Source organism: Rhodococcus oxybenzonivorans (assembly GCF_003130705.1).
In the GTDB taxonomy this organism is placed as follows: domain Bacteria; phylum Actinomycetota; class Actinomycetes; order Mycobacteriales; family Mycobacteriaceae; genus Rhodococcus_F; species Rhodococcus_F oxybenzonivorans.
This window is the reverse complement of sequence record NZ_CP021357.1, coordinates 63,516-85,010: the sequence shown is the minus strand read 5'-3', so window position 1 is coordinate 85,010 and position 21,495 is coordinate 63,516. Positions and strand designations below refer to the sequence as shown.

Here is a 21,495-nt window from a genome sequence, read left to right as displayed (position 1 = left end):
CCGCGTGTCATTACCGGTTAAGTGATATTGGGCTGCATACGATTCCACTATCTAACGACACGACACCAAAGCTACGATGCTATAAGCTAATAATAGCTTATATAAGCTCCCATATGGGAATGGAAGGGAGGGGCATGACGATCACTGCGATCGCGAACCTCAAGGGCGGCGTGGGAAAGACAACGGTGGCCAATGGGCTCTCGCACGCCGCCGCCGCGATAGGCCGCACAGTTCTGCTAGTCGACGCGGACATGCAGGGCAACTCAACCAAGCACCTCACCGGTTACACGACATCCGAGCCCGCACCACACTCGCTAGCTGACGTACTCGACCGTCAGACGGATCTACCGGCCCGCGATGCGATCGTCGTGGCGCGGCGTGAAGCGATTCATGTCCTGCCATCCGGGTTCGCCGAATTGCAGGCTGTCTCAGATCAGCTCGGCACGAAGCCTGGGGGAGAGATGTCGTTCGCTCGCGCTCTCAAGCCAGTCTCGGGCGAGTACGAGCACATTCTGATCGACTGCCGTCCCGCGATCGACCTTGTCTCTCGGAGCGCCCTGTACGCCGCGGATAACGTCCTGATCGTCGTTCAGCCGGAATCGGATGCCGTCGACGGGCTTGATTCGATTCGCGAGGCCCTCGAAGACCTGGCCGAGTACATGGACAAAGTCCTCCCGATAGCCGGGATCGTCATCAACAAGATCGACGGACGTCGTAACGATCACGCCGAGATCGTCAGCTATCTAAAGAACTACGCGGCTGAGGACAAGATTGCGCTCCTCGGCGACCCGATCCCGCAGAAGGCAGACATATCGAAATTGACCAACGTAGGAATGGGGTTCGACGAGCACCCCAGCCAGCCCGCGTGGTCCCGCAACCTGCATAAGAACTTCATCGAAATCCTGGAGAAGGTGGCCGTCTGATGAGCGCAATTCCCAAACCTGCCCCGCCCGCACCTCGCAGCGCACGCAATACTTTCAAGCAAGCCGCCGCGAAGACGACCGCAATGCCAGAGCCTGTTGCGCCCGAGCCGGCCGCAACGTCGCCGGTTGCGCCCGCAACGACCGCCCCGTCTGCAACGCCGACCGCAACGCCGCAACAGCGCAAGGCGTCGGCACCCGCGAGACAGCCAGCGGAGAAGAAGCGGAAGGCTCAGACCACCGACATTCTGCTGTCGCTGGAGGAAGAGTTGAAGGACCGCATGGTTGCAGCCCTCGAGCACACTCGCCCCCGTACCGGGATCAAGAGTCAGCAGGTATTCATCCGCACCGCGATCGACCAGCTTTGCGCCAGACTCGAAAATCAGTACAACAACGGCGAACCCTTCCCCGCGCCCGCAGACGAAATTGCCATATAGCCCCTACGTCCCATATGGGTTGAAATAGCCCATATGAGCAAAGGGTGCATTGCGCATCCGAGAAGATATGGGTCCTACCAGCAGCAAGAATTGCTTAGCAGCGCCACGCGAGCGCGGTCAGCGAATGGCCGCAACGAAGAGAGACCCCTGCCGAGTGGGTCGGCAGGGGCCTCGTCGACCGGGACACCGTGGAAGGAAAACCCGATCATGATTGACCTTAATCTCCGAGCAGCACGAATCCAGCTCCGCTCCCTGATCGCAGCCCTCGCCGTTGCGATCGCCATTGCGGTGGGTATCACCTCTGGTGCATTCGTGTTGTCCTTTGCGGTGCAACGCGACCTCGCATTGCAGGCCGGTGTCCCGCACTACCTCACCTGGATCTTTCCCTCGATCGTCGACGGCGCAATCCTCGGCGCAACGATCGCGACCGTTGCGCTGAGCAAGATCAACGGAAGTGCAGCGGGGAAGAAGTTTTTTCTGGCGCTGGCTGTCAGCGTGGTCCTCATCAGCGTTTACGGCAATGCCTACCACGCGCACCGGGCCGGTGAAGACGCTGCACGGAAACTCGCCGCCGGTATCGACCTGGGCTACACCCCCCTCACACCGACCGGCGCCGCCCTCCTGGCGATCATTCCGCCGCTGCTGGTTCTGGCCTTTACGCACGGCGTGGGCATTCTCATCAAGTCCATCGGGACCGCCTACACCGAGTACAACGCCCTCATGCAGGCTGCAAACGTCAAGGCTGAGGTGGCGCGCAACGAACTCGGCAACGAGCTCGAGGAGCAAGGTATCGAGATGAACCGCCAAACATGGGAAGCGTTCCGTCGCTCTCAGGCCAACCCTGTTGCACCCGACGTTGCGTCGGCATCCGACGTTGCCACAGGGCCGGTTGCCGAGGCCGGCGATCCGGCACCGCAAGGTACCGCAGCTGTCGACGCGTCGGTGCCGATCGAGGACCAGGTGGACGCCACGCCAGCCACTGTTGCGGTGGTTGCCGAACCGCTCGTTGCGGATGCACCCAGCGTTGCAGCCGTTGCAGACCTGGGGGAGCCGTCGGTTGCCCGCAATGCGCCCCCCGAGGCGTCACCGGAGGTCAACGTGTTGCCCGACGGGGAACAGACCATCGAGAACCTCCTGGACTTCATCGACGCCTGCGACGACTTCGACCCCACAGTCAAGGAAACCGCTCGCCTCCGGATCACCGAGAATCTCAGCTACGCGGAAATCGCAACGATCACCCACGCCAAGGCGGCCTCCACCGCAATGCGCCGATACGACAAGGTTGCGCAACGAGCCGTACAGGCGGGGTTCCGCACCCCGCCGCTGCCCGAGGTCGACGACGCAACCGACAGTCGCAATGCAGCAACGACAGGCCAGCAGTACGCACTGGTCGGTGCCCGGTGATGTCCGACCCCAGGCTGGGGGAGTGACGACCAGTTCGCGCTTTTCGACCTGACCGCCTACAACCGGTCCGAGGACAACCCCTCGACAATCCCGTTGCGGCAACAACGTCCACCGAGTCCGACGTTGCGGTGCAACATCCACACGTTGCGGCCGCACGGAAGTCGCCGTTGCGCTCCCCGTGCAGCGCAACGAACCCAGCACGGAGGCGTGCCTGATCGGATCGTGGGGCCGGCGGGTCAACGGGAAGCAACATGGGACCGTGAACCTTCTGTCTGCGCCCCGATAAGCTGTCCCGAGAAATGGGGAGGGGACAGTGCCGATGCGCGAGCGATCGTCAGTCTTCCGGGGGGCATGGACCCGGGATGAAGTGGTTAATGTCGCCGTAGCTGCTGCTGAAATCGCGGTGGTGATGGGTGCGTTCTCTGCCGGAATCCTCGTCGTGGCAATCGCTGTCGACGAGACTGCTGGTCTGACTGCGGCCGTGGCAGCGTTGAGCGTGTCGGTTGTCGCGTCCACGGTGATGCTCGCCGACCACCGCAGCGGTCATCGGCTTCCGCGCTCTGCCGCATGGGCGCTGGGCGTGGTCGGAATGGCTTCGATATCTGCCCTCTACGTCGTCGCCCAGGCTCTCGTCTCGACCACTGGTTCGGATCTGCTGCTGCTGTCCTCACTGCTAGTCGGCATCCCTGGACTGCCCACCATTCTGTACGTGTGCGAGCTTCACGCAATCGCCCAGCACGATCGCCTCAAGCGCCCGGTCGCGATCCTTCAGGACGGATCAGAGTCGCATGAGGTCGAGGTCCGTACCAGTGACGGAGATCTACTCGATAGCTGGGCGATAGGCGCTGTGTCCGCTGATCTGCCGACGGTCATCGCCGCTCGAACAGCCCTCAGGGAGCGGCGGTGGGTTCCTGTTGGGGCATGGGTTCCGCACGCAGATGGCTCGCTCCGCCAACGGGTCGAGCTCACCGCCCGTAGCCGCCGGGCCTAAGGATTCGAAAATATCAGGCCGATAGTTCTTCCTCTACGGAGTTCAGTTCCGCGGCTGCTCGTTCCGTTCGCGCCAATTCGAGGTTGGCGTAGAGGCTCGTGCGTTTGAGGGAGTAGTTCTGGCTCAAGTCGGCGATCGTGAACTTGCCCGTCTCGTAGTCACGGAGCAGCAGACTACGTCGAAGCGGAGATAACCGGTGCTGCTTGCCGCGCATCTTGCCCTTCGCCTTCGCGACCTCGACGCCGGCCCGCGTGCGCTGACGGTTCAGGTCTGACTCGATTATGTGGACAACTTCCGGAAGTCAAGCGCCTCGAAGGAATGCCAGTACCCCTTCAGTGGAGGATCCTCACCGATGCGTTTTCAGTGCTGCCGTTCCTCGCCGAGGTCGGACAGGAGTGCCTTGATGCGGTCGGCGGTGCGTTGGTGCCGTTCGACCTCGTGGTCCCATCCCCGTTCGACGGCGTCGCCGATTAGGGTTTGTTCGGTGGTCAGCCGCTGGCGAAGCCGGGGCGCGTAGTCGCTGGTTGTCAGGAATTTTGAGCAAGTCAACACGAGATCGCATTCGCACGGTCCTTCCTGCGGCAGGCGCAGGCAGTGGCCGAGTTCGAGTTCGGTCTTGAGGAAGTTCGTCTGCAGCCAGGACACCGCCTGCGGGTCGAGGCGGTGCTCGCGCAGCGCCTGTGCGGCCGGCCCGGCGAGCGTGACACCGTCAAGGTGCCGATCCAGGGCCGCCTGATACTGCTGTTTGACGGTCGGGTCCGACAGGGACGCGTAGATCAGTGACATGTGCGGCGTGCGGTGGCCGAGGACCGCCATGATCGTTTGGAGCCGTGCGCCGCCCTCGGCGAGTTGGGTGCCGATGGTGTGCCGGAATCGGTGCGCGCTGATCGTGGGGCGCCCCTGGGAGTCGAGCAGTCCTGCGGTGGTGCAGGCTGTCTTGAGGGCGAGGTCGAACAGGAAACCCTTGGACAGCAGCTTGCCGCGCACGGTGAACACGTGCTCGACGGACCGGCCGACGCTAGGGTCGAACCGGCCGCGGGCTCTCCTGGTTCGGGCCAGTTCGATCAGCGGCCGCAACGCGGCCGCGGCGTCTGGGTGCAGCGGAATCATGCGTTCGGTGTAGCCCTTGCCAACCGGGATCCGCAGCCGCGGATGCCCGTCCGGGTAGGCGTCGAGGCAGTCGATCGCCAGGCGGCGTATCTCGTCGCGGCGGGCCCCGGACCAACGGGCGATGATCAACGCGGCCCGTTGATACTGGTCGGGCAACTGGTCGATTGCGGACATCAACGCGGTGAGCTCGTGATCGGGGATGAACCGCGGCACCGTCCGAGCAATCTTGGGGATGTCGCCGCGGGTGAACAAGACCCGTCCTGGCACGTCGTCCCAGCCCCAGGCGGCGGTCTCGTTGACGAATCGGGCGAGCAGGGTGACGATCGAGCGCCGGGTCGTAAGCGCCAGCGGCATCCCGGTGTGTTCACTCGTCTGCTCGCCGAGCCAGCGCAGGAACTCCTCGGCGTGCTTGCGGTCCAGTTGGTCGAAGCTGGTGATCTCTGGATGCGCTTCACGCAGCCACAGCACCAGGCGCCGCAACGCATCCCGGAAGTGCCGGACCGACTGCTCCCGGCCGAGGTTGGCGTCCAAATGCAGCCGTAGGTAACGCTCGATGACCGCCGTCATCTTCGGGGGTGTGCCGGCCGGAGCGAGGCGTGAGGTCCACGACCCGGCGTCGACCCTGCCCGGGGCGCGGCATCGACCTGCCCGATCGTGAACAGCAGTAGATGCGCCCCGTTGATCCGGGCCGTTGCCGATCGTCGGAATGTCTCGGCTGGATCTGTAGAAGGCCGCTTTCCTCGGAACGACTATAGAACTCTCGCACCGGTTCGACCCAGAGACGATCCGCGAACGAGTCGGCTGCGCAGCGCAACTCACAGACATCGGCCATCGTAAGCGCAGTCATGTCGGGGTTACCGCGATGCAGCAGCATCCTGCCGAACGACCATTTCAGGGCCGTCAGCGCGCCCTGCGTCGAGTACCCGAGCTGAACGAGCCGGCTCACGTACCGCTCGAAAGTGTCCGGGTCGATTCCCAATCCGGCGGTGCGTGCGGAGGCGGTGAACGGGCTCGCGAACGTTCGGGCGAATAGTAGGTCGTAGTCGAGCCGGATGCCGTGCACGAGCGACAGGTACGACAGGTAGGGCATGATCACGCTCGCCCCTCCGTGTGGATTCCGCCCTGGCACCGGATTCTCGGTGTCGAACATGCGCTTCGACAGAGGGCGGCGAACCAATCGGCCAGCGAGGGCCACAGCTCGACGAAATCGTCATAGGCATACAGTCGCGAATACTTCTGGTTGGTGGCACGTGTCGCCACAACCACTCGCGGTAGGTGGCGCGGCCGACGTGTTCGCTCGGTACCGGGCTCTCGACCGATCCGTCACCTGTGAGCCTCAGCGGTAATGTCACCATCGCCGTCCGAGCGCCGCGTCATATTCGCGGACCACCTGATCGTCGGACACCCGGGTGTAAATCCGGATCGATTCCGGCGACGCATGACCCAAACGGCGTTGCAAGGCAAGCTCTCTCATTCCCGACTCCCACATCGCCGTCGCGTGTGTGTGCCGCAACGCGTGGGTGTCTTGTCCGGGCTCCGGATCCCAACCGGTCCAGGCGACGGCGAATCCTCGCGCCATCGCCTGATAACTGAGCGGTTCCCCGCGGTTCGTGCCGGTGCCGCCGATCAGGAACACGAACGGGCTGGTGGCGTCAAGGGGCCGCTCGTGCAGCACATACCGACTCACCGCCTCCAACGTGCGCGACTCGTGCAGGTCGACCACCCGCTCCCGTCGCGCCTTTGCGCGAGCACCGCGCGGATGGTCGTCGCGCTTGCGGATCGCGACCCTCCGCCGACCGTAAGCGATGTCGTCGAGCTGCAGGCACAGCACCTCACCCGGCGTAGGCCGCCGTCGAGCATCAACAGGAAGATCGCCAGATCCCGCAACGAGGACATGCTCGCCAACAACGCCTCGATGTCATCACCGCTCAGCGGTCGCGGCAGCCGGATCGGCAGCCGAACCCGGACCGCCCGGCGCACCGGTCGTTGCCGACTCGCCGCACCCACGAACGGCTGGTGCCGATCCGGGACCCGTGCGAGAGCGGCGTCCTCGCGCTTCTGCATCGGATTATCTGAGGTCGTGTACAACTCGGCGGCGATCGCCCACTCGAAGAAACTCGACGTCGCGGCCAGAATCCGGGACACCGTTGCCGGAGACAGCAGCCGTCCCTCGGCGGTCGCGACCGCCAACCCGAGCCGCTGAGCCGGGCCGCGGCTGGGAATCCTGCGAAGGTACCCCAGGAACTCCAGCGCCGTCGACGGGCGGAACTCGGTCCAGCCCATGCTGTGCTGGTCGAGGAACATGAACAGCCGTCGCAGGTCGTAGCCATACGAAGACAGGGTGTTCGGGCTGTAACCGGAATCCTGCAGATGCGCCAGAAACCGGGTCACCGGGACAATCTCGCGCCCGGAGTCGTCCAGCAGGATCACCCGTCGGACAATGCCGCCATCCACATCCTTGACCACCCGCATACCGGCCTCCCTGTGCCGGTACTCAGTGCATCAGGCTGCAACTCCCAGATCAGGGAGGTGAGCGTCCCGGCGTGTCCAGATAACAGAGAACTCGGCCATGATCGCCAGGAAGCCGATGAACATTTTTCCCATCGGATCGGTCGGGTCGTAAACCCGGCCGTCGATGTTGAGGGCGACACCGTGACTGACGAGGCCGTCGACGATCTCGTGTAGATCCCGAGCCGAGCGGCCGAGCCGGTCGAGTTTGGTGACCACGAATTCGTCACCGGCCCGGGCGACCTCGAGGGCGCGGGCGAGTGAGGGACGTTTCCTGTTGCGTCCGGTGTATCCGTGGTCGGTGTAGATGCGGGACTGCTCGACTCCGAGCTTGCCGAGCCAGGCGACCTGGCCGGCGAGGTCCTGGGCCTTGGTGCTGCAGCGTGCATAGCCGATTTTCACGTCCATCAGTATCACCGGAGGGGGCGACATCCACATCGTCCGGTATCGGCGCGTCATACCGGATTCTTCAACCGAACACTGAAAACGAACGACGGGGAGGGTGTCGACCGGGCACAGTTTCGCCGTAGAGCGACGTTCTCGGGTGTACCGGTATGACGAAGGCCAAAACGGACCCTGGTGGCCGCAGAACGGCGCTCAGCCCGTTTTCGTCTTTGTCGGCGGTGCAAGTTGCGGCTTCGGTTGCAGTATTAGGGCCTTCAGCTGCGTCAAATCGGAGAGAAGCATTCAAACGATCGATACCCCATCCTCTAATCTCCTGATTCGATAGTCGGGGACGACGTCACGAGACGAGGATCTGAAGCCGAACGCGCCTGCCCGGGTGGCCATGACCCAGGGCTCAAGACCCCAGGACGGCGCCGAGCCGTCTGGACTGGCGGCGCCCACCGGCGAAGTTGCCGCAACGACTTATACCGGGTATCGAATAGCGAAATCGACTAGAGGACAAAGCATTGCTGCGAACTGCACACCACCCGCGCATTCTGCGACGGCTCGTGACCGCCGTCTTCGGCGGAGTGGCGATACTCGCCATATCCGCTGTGCCAGCGGCTGCCTCACCTATTCCTTGGATTGATAGCCTGTCCGCTGCACCGGTGGCTCCGGGTCCGGAAGACGGTCGGAACGTGCCTCCTGGTCCTGAAGTCAAACTGAACGCCTACTGCGATGATCACCATGCAGCAGGACATCTGGCAGACGGAAGGACCGTCTACTGCACCCGAGTAGCTCGCACCGACGCCTACGTGTGGTCCTACACACCGGACCTGATGCCGATCGATCCGAACGGCCGCAAGTACAGCTGCGACAGCGGCGTGTGTCGTTACCCAGACGGTTCTATTGCGCCGAACTATCTCCGCTGTGGAACTCTCTGTGGGGAGCCTCCCACCTCCGGCGACATTCAGTCGGGCTTCTACGACTGTTTCAGTTCCGGCCTGAGTTACGAAGAGTGCCGCAAACGCCCACCGAACTGACGCGCACTGGTGGCCACAGAACGGCGCTCGGTAACAGCTGACGAAGCGAATGACCGCAGCCGTTAGCTAGCTACTGCTTCCTACGAACGCGTGAGGTGTCGTCGGAAGCGTTAGGTGGCATGCCTAACGCTTCCGAGCTCGATACCTGGGCACACCAGGGGTTTTCGTTATTGGGGCTGTTCACCGCGTACGGTGAACAGCCCCAATAACGGTTTCTGGATCAGTGTCGATCGGTGAGTGCCTGGATCAGAGTTTGCAGTCCGTCGGCGTCGAGGTAATCGACCAGGGCCTCGGCGAGCGTGGTCGGGTCGGCCTCCAAGCGGCGGAAGGTGCGTGTGACCTTCGCTGCGGTGACGGGGGTGCGTGCCGGCAAACGGGTTTCGGAGTCAGGTGTGGGTTCCGAATCGGGCTTCGTGTGTTCCCGCTGTTGTTCGGCGGCCCAGGCCTGGACTTGGGCCTCGGGCGGGACCTGTGCGAGTGAGCGGGCGGTGCGGACGGCGAGTTCGCCTTTGCGGAGTGCGGTTTGCAGCTCGGGGGCGAGCTTGAGCAGGGATCGGCGGTACGAGATCCAGGCTTTGGACTTATTGAGCTTGAGTGCCGCCTTGTCGACGGTTCCGCACTCGTTGATCAGGAGTTCGACGGCCTTGGCCTCTTCGATGACGTCGAAGTCGCGGCGGCCGACGTTCTCGATGACCGCCGCGGCGAGTAGGGTCTCCCGGTCCTTGGCGACTTCGTCCTTGACGATGATGTCGAGGTTGGGGCGGCCGAAGTTTGCGGCGGCGGCCAGGCGCCGGCATCCGTTGATCACCACCCATCGGGCCAGCCCGATCTTAGTGTCGTCTTCCGGATACAACCGCAGATACGCGTCCCGAGTGACCACCAGCGCGGGTTGGAGTTGAGTGCCGGTAATCGAGACTAGATCGCTGAGATCTCCGAGGTCGTCACGCGGATTACGCGGATTCGGGGCCAGCTCACTCAGTGGCACGTTGGTCGGTGTCCCGCCGGCGACGGGACGGTCGACGGGGGAGTTCTCGCCAACGACGCCGGCGAGGGTCGCCAGGTTGGTGCGGGTACCGCGTGCCATCACCGACCACCGTCGATCCGCAACTCCAAAGCCAACCGGTAGAAGTCCTCCCGGGCCTGCAACGCCACCCGGTTCGCGGGGTATTCGGTGACCACCAGGCCGTCGGCGCTCGCCCGGGCATGCAATTTGTAGTGCCGGATCACGGTTTTCGCGAGCGGCCACTTGTTCGCACGAACGAAATCCTTGGTTTCCTCGAGATCGAGCTTGCCGTCGCGGGGATCCCAGTTGTTGATCACGACCGTGTACGGAATGCCGCGGGGTTCCAGGATTTTTCGGATGGTGCGGGCGGTCGGGTCGAACGAGAGCGGTTCGGTTTCCATCGGCACGATAACGTGATCGGCAACCTCGAGAACCGTCCGCAATGCATCGGCGGCCGGTCCGCGACCGAGCGGGTCGCTTGTGTCATCGGCGGCATTGAGGTCGATCCAACCGGGGGTGTCGACGTACACGTGGCGAATGCCAGGCAGCTGACCCAACTGACGGAGCCCGTTGAGGTCGTCGTGAGCCTGCACGACGTGAAAGGGCAGGTTATCGAGGCGGTCGGCCCACCAGATCGCCGAGCCCTGCGGGTCCACGGAGACCGCGGCAACCGGGGAGGTGGCGTCGGGATCGTCGTCCTGGTTCAGAACGTCCGCGGTGACGGCGGCGAGATTGACGGCGACGGTACTCTTTCCGACGCCGCCCTTCTGATTGAGAAGGACATGAATGGTCATGGGACCCTTTCCGTTTGCTTCACCCACTCGTGTGGGCTACTTCGGACGGAATGCACGGTACGTCACCAGGTGATCGCATCAGGTCCGACACGCGGCCGGGCGGCGAAACGATGCGCGGATCATTCGCCGCAACTTCGGTATGTCCGTTTTGTCCGTTGTTCACCGCGGTGAACAACGGACAAAACGGACACCGAAGAACTTAGTGCTGGGTAAAGAGCGCCTCGACGAGGGCGGCGGCCGACGCGGTCTTCGCTGAAGTCTTCGTGGTTGCATCGGCGGTGGCGGTGTGGCCGGCGAGGTACACGGTGGCGGTGAACCGGGGTGCGTGCGCAGGCCCGTCGGTGCGGAACTCCCATTCGGGCGGGGCCTGATTGTTGTTCTGGGCCAGGCTCATCAGCCAGGCGGTGGGGTTCGAGAGTGCCTTGGGCTTCTTCGCCCCACCCAGATTCAGCGCGGCCGGGGCGGTCATCCGGCGCGGTTCCGTCGTGGTTGTGGGACCGGAATCTTTCGACGCCGGCGGGGGAGTCGTGGGATGCGGGGATGGCTCGGTGGTGGGCCAGTCCGGTTCCGCGTCGGCGTGGTCGGTGCCGGTCAGCTGTGCACGCATTGCCGCCCAGAGGGCGGCCTGTTCGGCGGGCTTCTTCGCTGTAGCGGTGGTCCAAGGTCCGCGGATGCCGAGGTGGGTGGCGCGGGCGGCGAACAACGGGTTGTGGACGGCGCCGCTGCCCCGGATCTCGAGGTCGGTGGGCGGTTGGTCGGGGTGCGTTTGCCGCCACACCGACGCAACGCTGGGCCCCATCTCGGGGTGAGTGTCAGCGAGAGTGTCCAGGATGCGGAGTTGGATGGGCAGCCAGGAGGGGTCGGCGGCGTCGATCAGGACCGCGACGTCCGGGGCGGTCAGCAGGTCGGCATCGACGCGGCGGGCGAGCTCGGAGGCGAGTTCGGCCCGTAGTGGCCCAGAGGCTTCGGCTTTGAGGACCTTGTGGAACCGGCGACTGTCGAGGGCGGCGAGATCGAAGGTGGCCTGTTCGGCGATGATGCGTTGGTCGGCGTGTTTGAAGTGATTCTTCTTCGCTTCCCGGGCGGCGCGGGTGCGCCGGTTCAGGTCGGCGCCGAGGGCGGCGAGCTGTTCGCCGGTGTAGGGGCGGGGGAGTGGTCGAGGTGGGCGAAGACAATCCGCTGGTTGATCAGATCGGCTACCCGGCGTAGCGGGGAAGTGACGTGAGTGTAGGCGCTCAGGCGTAGACCGTAGTGGCCATGCACGGTGGGGTCGTAAGTTGCAGCCCGCAGCGTGGACAACAGTCGTCCGCGCAGTTTCGCGAACAGGTCCGGGTCCCCGGCCGCGGCGGCGATCTCGGTCATCAGCTCGTCGGTGCTGCCGGCGACCGGGTTGGGCCGGTGGTTGCGGAACAGGATCGGCAACCCTCGCTCCGCACACCAGAGGGCGACTGCCTCGTTGGTGGCGATCATCAGCTCCTGCACGATGACGTAGGCGACGGTCCGCCGTTCGGCGGCGATCGACACGATTGCCCCGTCCTCGTTGCTCGCCCAGCCGCGGGTGAGGTCGTAGAACGCGAGGGCGCCACCGTCGCGGCGGGCGGTCAGCAGGACCTGTGCGGCAGCATCCGCGGCGGCCAGCTGGGAATGCAGCGGATGTCCCGGGTCGGACAGGATGCCGGGCACGTCGGCATGATCGACTGCCGCGCATCGGCCCGCCGGGATCTCTCCACGACGGACGACTACATCAACGAGATGGCCGTCGGAGGTGATGGTGCCGGTGACCCGCAGGCTCGTCCGCCGCGCTTGCGTGGTCAGGGTGGCTGCCTGTTCGGCCGTTTCGCCGAGCATCGGAATGGTGCGGCTGCGCAGGTACCGGGTCGCAGCCCGCAGGAACGCCTGCTCGTCGGCGACCGACCCGAGACCGACGACATCGGCCACACCGGCGATATGGACCTCGACCGTCCATCCGCCGCCGTCGTCGGGAGGGATGACGGAGAACGCGTCGTCCCGGTCCCGCGCAGATGCCGAATCGATCATCAGCAGCGTCGACACGTCGGTGACTGTCGAAGATTTCATGGCCACCGTTCCCTTTGGGTCTACAGGCCTCCGACGATATCCAAATCTCCCACAGGGGCGTCAGCGACGCGCCCCCTGGAACATCACCTGCAGCCTTAAAACCGGCTTCGGGTACGGTTTGTTCACCGCGGTGAACAACAGACAAAACGGACATCTCTCGTTGTTTCGAGCCCTCATTGGCGGTGGAGACCGGCGCTGCCGGAGCGATGACGGCGCCGTGCGGGCGTTCGGACGTCGGTAACAGCACAGCCGGCGTTTACGAAGTTGATCTCATGCGGACACTGATACTGATCGGCACGGCCCTCGGGCTCGGTGCGGGCCTGGTATGTACCGGTCTGTTCGCCTGGTGGCTGTCGTACCCGGTGCGGTTCTCCGTGGGCTATGTGGGTGATCAGTTCGCCTCCGAGGGAGTAACGGGGGACATGGATTCCGTCAATCCCATGCCGTTCCTGTCGGCGGGCCTGATTTTCAGTGCGGTCCTTGGGGCGGTCTGCGGTCTCATTGCCGCACGCCGCGGCTGGCGGCTGATCCGCCACACAACCTGATCCGAGCTTTCGTAGGTGCAGGGATGCTCGATGTTCGGCTAGGTCACTGCATTCAGCCGGGCCGGCTACCGCGGTTGTCGGAGGTACCGGCGATACTCGTGTGCACATCAGTCACACAGGTAACAGGAGAACAGAACGTATGCGCCATCGACCCCGGACCGCTCTTCTCGCTCTCGGGGCGGTCACCGTGCTCGGTATGACTGGGTGCTCGGCCCTTGCTGATGCGAACCCGGGGACCGGCTCGCTTGGGGACGCGCCGGCCGCTCCGGCACCGGCCGGGTTTGATGCGGCGCCGGCGTTGGCGAAGCTCGACACCCTGGCGGTCAAGGGCCGCGCCCCGAAGACCGGGTACACCCGTGAGCAGTTCGGTCCGTCGTGGTCCGACGACAACGGTGTCGAGGGCGGCCACAACGGGTGCGATACGCGCAATGACATCTTGCGCCGCGATTTGGTGGACCTGACCTATAAGTCGAGTACGCGGGACTGTGTGGTCGCGACCGGCACTCTGCTTGACCCCTACACCGGTACCACGATCGCCTTCGTCCGCGGGCAGGACACTTCGACCGCGGTGCAGATCGATCACGTCGTCGCGTTGTCGGATGCGTGGCAGAAGGGTGCCCAGCAGTTGAGCCCGGAGCAGCGCCGCGACCTGGCGAATGATCCGCGGAACCTGCAGGCCGTGGACGGGCCCACCAACTCGAAGAAGTCCGATTCCGACGCTGCATCGTGGTTGCCGCCGAACAAGAGTTACCGGTGCACCTACGTCTCACGGCAGATCGACGTGAAAGCCTTGTACCGGTTGTGGGTGACCCAGGCAGAGAAGGACGCGATGAGCCAGGTCCTGCACTCCTGCTGAGCGGGGAACCCGACCTAGCTGGGTTCGACTCACGACGGGCCGCGGTGACCATGCTGAAGTGCCGGACGCACAGCCGCGGTCTTATCGAGCCTGGGAAACTGCCGTACAGCCAGGGAATTGCGCTCAGTTTCGCGCTTATGGTCGTCGGCCGGGGTGACGGACTGCCGCCCGGTGTGCTGCGCCGAGGTGCGCGGGCCTGGCGGTACTGAGAAGATCGCCCTGCTAGAACTGGTTGAACCAGACTACGAACATGTTCCATGCCGGTACGAAGGGGAAGTAAATTCCCGGTATTTCCGCGAGGTCGAACACGTTGCCGATCATGATCCCAGTCCAATCAACTGCTTGATGGGCACGATGCCCGCTTGCCCGCGGACTATGAGCGAGTCTGGCCACGGCCCCCATGGTGTTGTTCCCACGATTGCTCCTAGGTTCTCCCCAACCCGATTGGTGTATCGGGCCGGTCAGTCACTCGTTACCTGATGCTGAACAACACCACTGTGCATTTGCCTGCTGGCTGGGGAGGATGCACAACTGAACCATCGTCGCCGAGTGGCAGGCGCACCATGAATGACCTGCAGTCATGCCCACGGATTCGATCGGTATGGAAACGGCGGGGTGGCTGAAAGCGATGTAATCTGAACCACACTTGCCGCCCTGTCAGGATCACTATGCCTCTGCAGATTGCCCCGAAATTGAGGCGGAGAACTGCGCAGAAGTGGTTGGTCGCGCTCGAACGGCACATGTATCCGGGCGAGTTCGTGTGGGCCCTGGCGAGGACGACGGCGAAGTATCCCCCATGCGACGGTTTAGCGATCACCAATGCCAGGGTGCTTGCGTTCCTCGGGAGTGACGTGGCGACCAGCGGACCCAGGGTGGTCGTTGTCGCCGGAAACATCCAGCGATTCGACATCATGGGGTTGGGATTCAACACTTTAGTGATCACGACTCGCGACAACCAACAAGTCTCGTTCGGCGTCCTCCACCGCAAAGACGTTGCCTTCGTAAGCCATTTCGTTCACTACCTGGGTATGTCCGGCTTTCCTCCGGAGGTGTGGGCAGCGATCGAGGCGCAGAGGAGGTTCGCCGAGGACTCCGCGGCTGCAGCGCAGCGCGAGGCGGCGAATCGCGCCGCTGCCATGCGACCGGACGTCGAAGAACGTGCAGCAACGGAACGATCCGCCACCGACCCGGTAACTCGACCGAGCTCGGGTCGAGCCATCACTCAGCCCGGACAGCCACCGACAGGGCAGGACATACCGGAACCCGCGCTCAAACCGGGTGCCGCAACGAGGGCGGCGGTCAATCACGCACTGAAGTTGGTGGACTCGCTACTCGACCGGGGCCGGGCCGCGCAGAATCTTCCACAGAAGCTGAGAGATGAGCTCGCTACCAACGTGCGTGCGGCAATCGAGGACCGGACTCACGCCGCCCTGCGGGACCTTCCGGCCAGTTCCTTGAAGGACGCGCTGCCGAGGGGGACACGGTTGGGCAGCCTCGGTGCGTCCCGATTCCGCACGGTGGCAGACATTGCGGCGTCGTCGCCCGCAGCGCTCGACGCGGTTCCTGGCATCGGTCCGCAATCGGCTTACGCGATCTACACGGAGGCGATGGCGCAGAGGACCCGAGCACGCGAGCGGATTCGGCTCCGTCTCGACCCGGACCGTCGATCGAGGATCGACACCTCGCTGCTGCGGTTACTGCTGGTGCTCCGGCGGGTGGATCCGCTGGTCGGTGAGATCGGCGCACCTTTGACCGAACTTCGGACCCAGGTCGATCCGCTGCGCGGTCCGGCGCAGCGGGCGGGTAAACGAGTGGCGATGTTCTTCGCCGGCGAGGCCGAGCGCACGCGCGCGGAGGCCGCGCGGGAGCAACTGCAGGCGATTGCCGCGGATCCGGCGCTCGCCGAACTCGACACCAAGATCACCGATGTCCTGGCGGCGGCTGAGTGGCGGGGTGACCCGTGGTCGGCATACGAAAGCGACGCTGCCGCTGTCAATGCCCTGCTGAGTCAATTCGTTCCCGCGCGTGATGGAGACGAGCGGGCCGCTCATGGATTTGTCGGTGAACGGTTCGTTCGAGAAGTCGAGCGGACCCCGCTCGATCGCACCTACATGCGGTCTCTTCTGCGTGGATACCAGTCGTTCGGGGCGGGGTACATCCTGAGCCGCCGCAAGATGATCCTGGGCGACGAAATGGGCTTGGGGAAGACCGTGCAGGCGCTCGCGGCGGCCGCCCACCTCGCGGCCCAGGGCGAAAAGTATTTCCTGGTGATCTGTCCGGCCAGTGTGCTGGTGAATTGGTCGAACGAGACGGGAAAGCAAACCAGCCTCGTCCCCCACGAGGTACGCGGACAAGACCGGGACATGCAGTTGCAGGTATGGGCGCGAGAGGGCGGCGTTGCGATCACGACCTTCGACACCCTGAAGCGGATCCGGGTTCCCGTTCGCCCGGCCCTGGTGATTGTTGACGAGGCGCACTACATCAAGAACCCAACCACTCAACGTGCCGTCGCCGCGCGCGGCGTCGTCGAATCCAGTGGCAGAGCCGTCCTGCTCAGCGGTACGCCGATGGAGAACCGGGTGGAGGAGTTCCAGAATCTGGTCCGATACGTGCAACCGGGTGTCGCCCGGCAGATACATGCGCGGGACGGAGTCGCCGGTGCCACCGCGTTTCGCAAGAGCGTCGCACCGGCATACCTGCGACGCAACCAGGTTGACGTGCTCACCGAGTTGCCGGACCTGATCGAGGTCGAGGACTGGGTTCAGCTCTGCGGTGACGACGAGAGGCGGTACCGGGAGGCGGTGGCCCAGGGCAATTTCATGGCGATGCGCCAGGCGGCGTACCTTCCGGGCACCCGGACCGGCTCGGCGAAACTCGACCGTCTCGTCGAGATCGTCGAGGAGGCGGAAGACAACCAGACCAAGGTGCTGGTGTTCTCGTACTTCCGGGCCGTCCTCGAGACACTTCGCGCTGCGGTCCCCGGGACCGTTTTCGGTCCACTCACCGGCGCCACCAGCTCCGTCGAGCGTCAACGCATGGTCGATGATTTCACCGCGCACCACGGCCGCGCGGTGCTTCTGTCCCAGATCGAGGCGGGAGGTGTGGGGCTGAACATTCAGGCGGCCTCGGTCGTCGTCCTCACCGAACCGCAGTGGAAACCGAGCACCGAGGTGCAGGCGATCGCGCGTGCGCATCGAATGGGACAGGTGCGGACGGTGCAGGTGCACCGGTTACTGGCGAAGGACAGTATCGACGAACTGATGCGCAGGACGCTTGCGCACAAGAGCGAATTATTCGATGCATACGCGCGCCGCAGCCACGCGAAGGAATCAGATGCCGCCGCGGTAGTGACGGAGTGGGCTGACGGGGTGGAACCCACCCCGGCGGACTTCGTGCGTGTCGAGCAGCAACGTCTCGGAATGTGACACGTCCATGGACCCGGAAAGTATGTCGTTGGAGGGGCTCGAGAACATCTGGCCTGGGCAGTATCGTCGAGGTGCGCCAGTGTTAGAAGGGCACGCAATCGCAACACGTGCGGCGGCCAGGCACAGATGTGTGCCGGGCGAGGCGGTGTTTCCACGGTTCGTCGGATCGCCATTGCGGATACTGATGTGGCGCGGATGGATCCGATCAGCGGGGGCCAATAACGTCCTCGGCGAGCACGGCGAGGCGGCTCCGGACGGCCGTTCCCGCTCTCGGGCCTTCGACGCGGCAGGGGAGGGCAGAGTCGGCGCTGACCTCTCCGAAGTACATGGCCATACTCCCGGCGGGAATCGACCAGCTCGCCGCCCCGATCGTGCGGAGTTGATGCGTCTGGCGGCGCAGCGTGTGCTTGAGGCCCCGGGAATGATTGAACAGGCAGTGAACCAGGAGATCTTTCGCAGCGAGAAAAACAGAGCGCATCTCATGGCACGCCACGTCCGCCGCCAGGCGCGTCGCCGCACACAGCCCGACTGATCAACCGCACATCCTCCGCGCCATCTGCAACGTTTCCGGTATTGCCTAGGTCAAACCGGACCCTGGTGACCGCAGAATGGCGTTCACCCCGTTTTGCCTTGTCGGTTGGGCTCGGTAACAGCTAACGAAGTGGATGTTCGCGACCGTCAGCTACTGCTCGCCTAGATATTGGTAGACGCAGGCATAGTCGACGAAACGTGCGGACGTTCGTCGGAAAACGTTAGGTTCGTCGGATGTCGTGCGCAGTTGCGCAGTTGCGCAACAAGGATTTCGATGCTGGGGCTCTTCACCGCGGTGAAGAGCCCCAATAGGCGGTCCCGAGTCAGTATCGATCGGTGAGCGCCTGGATGAGTGTTCGCAATCCGTCGGCGTCGAGGTGGTCGACCAGGGCGTCGGCGAACGTGGTCGGGTCGGCCTCCAGGCGGCGGAAGGTGCGCGTGACCTTCCGTGCAGTGCCGGAGGTCTTGTCGGCAAACGGTTTTCGATTTCTGGTGTGGGATCCGGATCGGGCTTCGTGTGTTCCCGCTGCTGTTCGGCGGCCCAGGCCTCGACTCGACCTCCAGTCTGCGCGCGAATCGGTGATCGGAGCGTTCCGCCCGCTCGACCCCGCCGAAGTAGTCCTCGGCCAGTACGAGGGATACCGCGACGTCGACGGTGTCGCCGACGATTCGTGGGCATCGGGGCTGGACCTGTGCGAGTGAGCGGGCGGTGCGGACGGCGAGTTCGCCTTTGCGGAGTGCGGTTTGCAGCTCGGGGGCGAGTTTGAGCAGGGATCGGCGGTACGAAATCCAGGCTTTGGACTTGTTGAGCTTGAGTGCCGCCTTGTCGACGGTTCCGCACTCGTTGATCAGGAGTTCGACGGCCTTGGCCTCTTCGATGACATCTACGGCGCCTCGGTGTCGAGGGAGACGATCAGTGGCCGAATTGGGGCCTACTCAGGACCACACCCACGAGCAGCAAGATCACTGACAAAGTCCTCGCGGAGATGGCCGAATGGTCCGTCCGGCCCCTGGACCCGGTGAATCCGGTGTACCCGGTGATTTTCATCGACGCCATCCTCCTCCCGCAAGCGGGGGCATCCCCAGTCAAGGTCCGGGACGGTCAGGTCACCAACCGGCCGATCTATGTCGCGATCGGCGTCACCGTGAACGGGGAACGCGCCATCCTGGGGCTATGGGCCGGTGACGGCGGTGAGGGAAGTTCTGGCTCGCCGTCCTCAAGCATCGGGCAGTCGCCGATGTGTGCATTGTGGTGTGTGACGGACTGAAGGGCCTGCCGGACGCGATCACCGCGGTGTGGGATCGAACGATTGTCCAGACATGTGTCATCCACTGCTCAACAACACGTTTCGGTACGCGTCCCGCAGATACTGGAACGAGAGTTACAGTCCCGTCACAAGGGGTGTGTCCATCTGCGGCGTTGTGTGTCTTCGTGTGCGTGGGCATTGCCGCAATCTGGGGGTGTTACCGGTGGTGGGGTTGGTGTGTTGTGGTCAGGAAGTGGTCGATGTCGACGATGAGGAACAGGGCGGTGGCGGTGGTGACCACGTGGGCGTGGTCGTTTTCGATGGTGGCTCGCAGGTGTAGTTTGCGGCCGTCGCGGGCGTGGATGTGGGCGCGGAGGGTGTAGGGGGTGTCGAGCAGGACCGGGGCGAGGTAGTCGATGGCGAGGTGGCGGGTGACGGCGAGTTCTCCCACGGTGTAGAGCAGGAATCCGAACAGGTCGTCGAGGACGGTGGCGACCGCACCGCCGTGGGCGATCGTTGGGGCGCCGACGTGGCGGGAGTCGAAACGGTGATGGGCGTGGACGCCGTCTCCGCAACGCCGTACCGACAGGCGATGCCCGTGCGGGTTCGCCGGCCCACAACCAAGACAATTGGGATGGTGAGGCGGCAACTCAGGCGAGCCAGATTCCGGGAACCGGAACGAGCGCACCCAGTCCTCCACGTCGGGGTCGGACGACCCACTGACCGCATCCGAAGCCTTGCCCATGGTTCAGAGCTCCCTGTCGACGAAATGCGCCCAACGCCGATCGCGAGTGTGACCGCTAGGCAAATACACCCGGCACACTCCGGGGAAGAGCGCCGGCAGCCTTTGACGCAACTCCACTTTGCCCTCGCCGGCGAGGTGTGCCGCCCACGAGGAGATCAGTCTCCCATCGTCCTGGGCACCTCCACCGGTGCCGTAGTGCGCGCGATAGTCGCCGGGGTCATGAACTCCAACTATGCGTATCAATTCTCTGCTCCGTCCTACCCAGATGTCTGACTGGAAAGAAATTCTAGATTTCGCTGACTGCCTTTCGTCTTCAGCGTGCTGTCAGCGAGCTTGAAGCAGACTCCAGGGACTCGACCAAGTCCAACTCAAGTTCCGGCAGCTGGCTAGCCGACAAGGCCACCCCGTCAAGGCGAGCTCGCACATCAACGTCGCGCTGGATCCCGGCACGTGCAGTCGCCGTCCATGCCTGCGCACAACGGCTGGCGGCGACGACGAGGTCTGCGGTGGCGAGGTCGCCGGTCAGGCGTGCGATATCCGCGCTGCCATCGGCGAGCAACCGGCGGAACAGCCCGCCGCCGGTGCCGGCCTTATCGATGAAAGCGCTCAGGCTGAACAGGAGGATCTCGAGGTCGTCTTCCGGAAGATCTCCCCAGGTCTGAATGTCGGCCGCCAGCTGCACGACCGCATCTAAGCCCTCGGCCCCGCCCGCCGCTGTCGTGAGATCGACGATCCCAGGCTGCGACGGGCGGCGCATGCTGGCGGCGGACTGGCGAAATGCCTCTGCCGCCACGCCCGCCACGTCGGGCAGCGCGCCCGGCCAGGTGATGCGGTAGGTGCAGTGGCGCGTCGGTTGCGGGAACGACGTCGAGGACCGCGCCCGAGCCAGGGCCTCGAGCGGGACCTCCTGCACCTCGGCGCGGTCATTGTCCACGACAAAGGCAATCCGCTTGGCCTCGTCGTAGCCGATCACCACGATGTCGTGGCGACTCATCTGTAACTGGACCCGCAGGTAGGGGAGCTCGGCGATGTCGCCCCACACCAGGCTGGGTCTGCCTGCGTCGATCTCGTCGCGAACCCACGACCATCCCTCCCTGGGATCGTCGGTCGTAAGAACTTGGACCTTTGCGCCGAGCCGGCAAGGTAGGTCGATTTCGAAGTCGGCGCCTCGTCCCACCAGGTACAGCGGTGGAACCAGATCGCTCGATCGGAGGTAGGACAGCCCCAGCGCGCCGCCGAGCGCGAACACCAGACCTTCATCGGGCGGTCCGTCCCACCCCAAGCCATGCCAGTGCAGAAGATCTCGCATCGCGCCCGAACCACAGTGCCCCCCTATCTGATGTGGATAGTCCTTGATCAGGGTCCTGCAGGGCATGTGACTTCCCCTTCGAGTGGATGGGTGGATGATGGATTTCGAAGACTGGTTCAGTTGTTTCGGATTCTGTCCAGGTAGCTTGGCGGGCCGCGACGTCGACC

At 64.2% G+C, this 21,495-nt stretch carries 17 protein-coding genes and 3 pseudogenes; 9 read left to right on the top strand and 11 right to left on the bottom strand.

What is annotated here, in order from left to right; genetic code table 11:
- Positions 1 to 134: 134 nt before the first annotated feature.
- From CBI38_RS37500 to CBI38_RS37485, 4 genes are all read left to right on the top strand, one after another.
- Positions 135 to 923: a ParA family protein gene (locus tag CBI38_RS37500; RefSeq protein WP_162603436.1), complete on the top strand. Its 789-nt coding sequence runs from the start codon at positions 135 to 137 to the stop codon at positions 921 to 923.
- Positions 923 to 1,357 carry a hypothetical protein gene (locus tag CBI38_RS38295; protein ID WP_230990489.1) on the top strand — a complete coding sequence of 145 codons (435 nt, stop codon included), beginning with the start codon at positions 923 to 925 and terminating at the stop codon, positions 1,355 to 1,357. The genes CBI38_RS37500 and CBI38_RS38295 overlap by 1 nt, the downstream gene beginning before the upstream one ends.
- A gap of 207 nt (positions 1,358 to 1,564) precedes the next feature.
- Positions 1,565 to 2,761 (top strand): DUF2637 domain-containing protein, encoded by a 1,197-nt coding sequence (locus tag CBI38_RS37490; RefSeq protein WP_109336434.1) that lies wholly within the window; start codon positions 1,565 to 1,567, stop codon positions 2,759 to 2,761.
- A gap of 367 nt (positions 2,762 to 3,128) precedes the next feature.
- On the top strand, positions 3,129 to 3,752 hold the full coding sequence (locus CBI38_RS37485; protein ID WP_109336433.1) for a hypothetical protein: 624 nt from the start codon (positions 3,129 to 3,131) through the stop codon (positions 3,750 to 3,752).
- 13 nt (positions 3,753 to 3,765) lie between these two features.
- Here the strand turns inward: CBI38_RS37485 and CBI38_RS37480 are convergent, their stop codons facing one another.
- The 8 genes and pseudogenes from CBI38_RS37480 to CBI38_RS37445 all read right to left on the bottom strand — a co-directional run bounded on the left by CBI38_RS37480 (position 3,766) and on the right by CBI38_RS37445 (position 12,670).
- Positions 3,766 to 3,966 (bottom strand): hypothetical protein, encoded by a 201-nt coding sequence (locus CBI38_RS37480; RefSeq protein WP_109336432.1) that lies wholly within the window; start codon positions 3,964 to 3,966, stop codon positions 3,766 to 3,768.
- A 146-nt stretch (positions 3,967 to 4,112) separates the two neighbouring features.
- Entirely contained in the window at positions 4,113 to 5,429 is a 1,317-nt protein-coding gene (locus tag CBI38_RS37475) for a tyrosine-type recombinase/integrase (protein ID WP_230990488.1), read from the bottom strand.
- Positions 5,430 to 6,210: 781 nt separating this feature from the next.
- Positions 6,211 to 6,642 carry a tyrosine-type recombinase/integrase gene (locus CBI38_RS39985; RefSeq protein ID WP_230990494.1) on the bottom strand — a complete coding sequence of 144 codons (432 nt, stop codon included), beginning with the start codon at positions 6,640 to 6,642 and terminating at the stop codon, positions 6,211 to 6,213.
- Entirely contained in the window at positions 6,546 to 7,334 is a 789-nt protein-coding gene (locus tag CBI38_RS37465) for a tyrosine-type recombinase/integrase (protein ID WP_109336431.1), read from the bottom strand. The genes CBI38_RS39985 and CBI38_RS37465 overlap by 97 nt, the downstream gene beginning before the upstream one ends.
- Positions 7,335 to 7,364: 30 nt before the next feature.
- Entirely contained in the window at positions 7,365 to 7,829 is a 465-nt protein-coding gene (locus CBI38_RS37460; protein ID WP_230990487.1) for a recombinase family protein, read from the bottom strand.
- Between the two features lie 1,188 nt (positions 7,830 to 9,017).
- Positions 9,018 to 9,881, bottom strand: a complete 864-nt coding sequence (locus CBI38_RS37455) for a ParB/RepB/Spo0J family partition protein (RefSeq protein ID WP_109336430.1) — start codon at positions 9,879 to 9,881, stop codon at positions 9,018 to 9,020.
- On the bottom strand, positions 9,881 to 10,594 hold the full coding sequence (locus CBI38_RS37450; RefSeq protein WP_109336429.1) for a ParA family protein: 714 nt from the start codon (positions 10,592 to 10,594) through the stop codon (positions 9,881 to 9,883). The genes CBI38_RS37455 and CBI38_RS37450 overlap by 1 nt, the downstream gene beginning before the upstream one ends.
- A gap of 199 nt (positions 10,595 to 10,793) precedes the next feature.
- Positions 10,794 to 12,670 (bottom strand): annotated as a pseudogene (locus CBI38_RS37445) (RNB domain-containing ribonuclease).
- 272 nt (positions 12,671 to 12,942) lie between these two features.
- Here CBI38_RS37445 and CBI38_RS37440 point away from each other — a divergent pair.
- The 4 genes from CBI38_RS37440 (at position 12,943) to CBI38_RS38290 (ending at position 18,729) form a co-directional block, all read left to right on the top strand.
- Positions 12,943 to 13,215 (top strand): hypothetical protein, encoded by a 273-nt coding sequence (locus tag CBI38_RS37440; protein WP_109336472.1) that lies wholly within the window; start codon positions 12,943 to 12,945, stop codon positions 13,213 to 13,215.
- 139 nt (positions 13,216 to 13,354) lie between these two features.
- The gene (locus CBI38_RS37435; protein WP_109336428.1) at positions 13,355 to 14,071 is read left to right on the top strand and encodes an HNH endonuclease family protein; all 717 of its coding nucleotides are present in this window, start codon (positions 13,355 to 13,357) and stop codon (positions 14,069 to 14,071) included.
- A 668-nt stretch (positions 14,072 to 14,739) separates the two neighbouring features.
- Positions 14,740 to 17,496 carry a DEAD/DEAH box helicase gene (locus CBI38_RS37430; protein WP_109336427.1) on the top strand — a complete coding sequence of 919 codons (2,757 nt, stop codon included), beginning with the start codon at positions 14,740 to 14,742 and terminating at the stop codon, positions 17,494 to 17,496.
- Positions 17,497 to 18,465: 969 nt separating this feature from the next.
- Positions 18,466 to 18,729 carry a hypothetical protein gene (locus CBI38_RS38290; RefSeq protein ID WP_162603432.1) on the top strand — a complete coding sequence of 88 codons (264 nt, stop codon included), beginning with the start codon at positions 18,466 to 18,468 and terminating at the stop codon, positions 18,727 to 18,729.
- On the opposite strand, the pseudogene CBI38_RS39980 reads toward CBI38_RS38290, so the two are convergent.
- Positions 18,715 to 18,912, bottom strand: a pseudogene (locus tag CBI38_RS39980) (peptide transporter); the annotation flags it as partial. The gene CBI38_RS38290 and the pseudogene CBI38_RS39980 sit on opposite strands and share 15 nt — an antisense overlap.
- On the opposite strand from CBI38_RS39980, the pseudogene CBI38_RS37410 reads away from it, so the two are divergent.
- Positions 18,901 to 19,404 (top strand): annotated as a pseudogene (locus CBI38_RS37410) (transposase); the annotation flags it as partial. The pseudogenes CBI38_RS39980 and CBI38_RS37410 overlap by 12 nt on opposite strands.
- 87 nt (positions 19,405 to 19,491) lie before the next feature.
- On the opposite strand, the gene CBI38_RS37405 reads toward CBI38_RS37410, so the two are convergent.
- Positions 19,492 to 20,019 (bottom strand): PaaI family thioesterase, encoded by a 528-nt coding sequence (locus tag CBI38_RS37405; protein WP_109336426.1) that lies wholly within the window; start codon positions 20,017 to 20,019, stop codon positions 19,492 to 19,494.
- Positions 20,020 to 20,332: 313 nt separating this feature from the next.
- The gene (locus tag CBI38_RS37400; RefSeq protein WP_109336425.1) at positions 20,333 to 21,394 is read right to left on the bottom strand and encodes a BtrH N-terminal domain-containing protein; all 1,062 of its coding nucleotides are present in this window, start codon (positions 21,392 to 21,394) and stop codon (positions 20,333 to 20,335) included.
- Positions 21,395 to 21,495 lie beyond the last annotated feature (101 nt).